At 44.7% G+C, this 273-nt stretch carries 1 pseudogene; it reads right to left on the reverse strand.

Going from position 1 to position 273, the window contains the following annotated elements:
- Positions 1 to 38 precede the first annotated feature (38 nt).
- A pseudogene (locus tag CWB75_RS18930) lies at positions 39 to 273 on the reverse strand (monodechloroaminopyrrolnitrin synthase PrnB family protein); the annotation flags it as partial.

Genomic DNA, 273 nt, shown 5'->3' on the forward strand with positions numbered 1-273 from the left:
AAGAAGGGTTCATCATCAAGAGTTGATAACCCTTTTTAGATGCCATTAATGGCTGTATTATGTGTGGTTAACGGGGCGGTGGCAACACGAGGAGTTACTCCAATAGAAGCACCAATCTGCATAGCAAGCGCCGATGCATCTATCAGCGGTGATCTATTCTCTCTGCTTGGCTCTGTAATTTCATGTCTACGGCAAGCCGCCATGAACAAGCCTACATTACCAAGTTAATCACATGCGCTATCAAATCCTTCGTCGGTAATACCTTCAGCTAAT

It is taken from the genome of Pseudoalteromonas sp. S1608, assembly GCF_005887265.1.
In the GTDB taxonomy this organism is placed as follows: Bacteria; Pseudomonadota; Gammaproteobacteria; order Enterobacterales; family Alteromonadaceae; genus Pseudoalteromonas; species Pseudoalteromonas undina.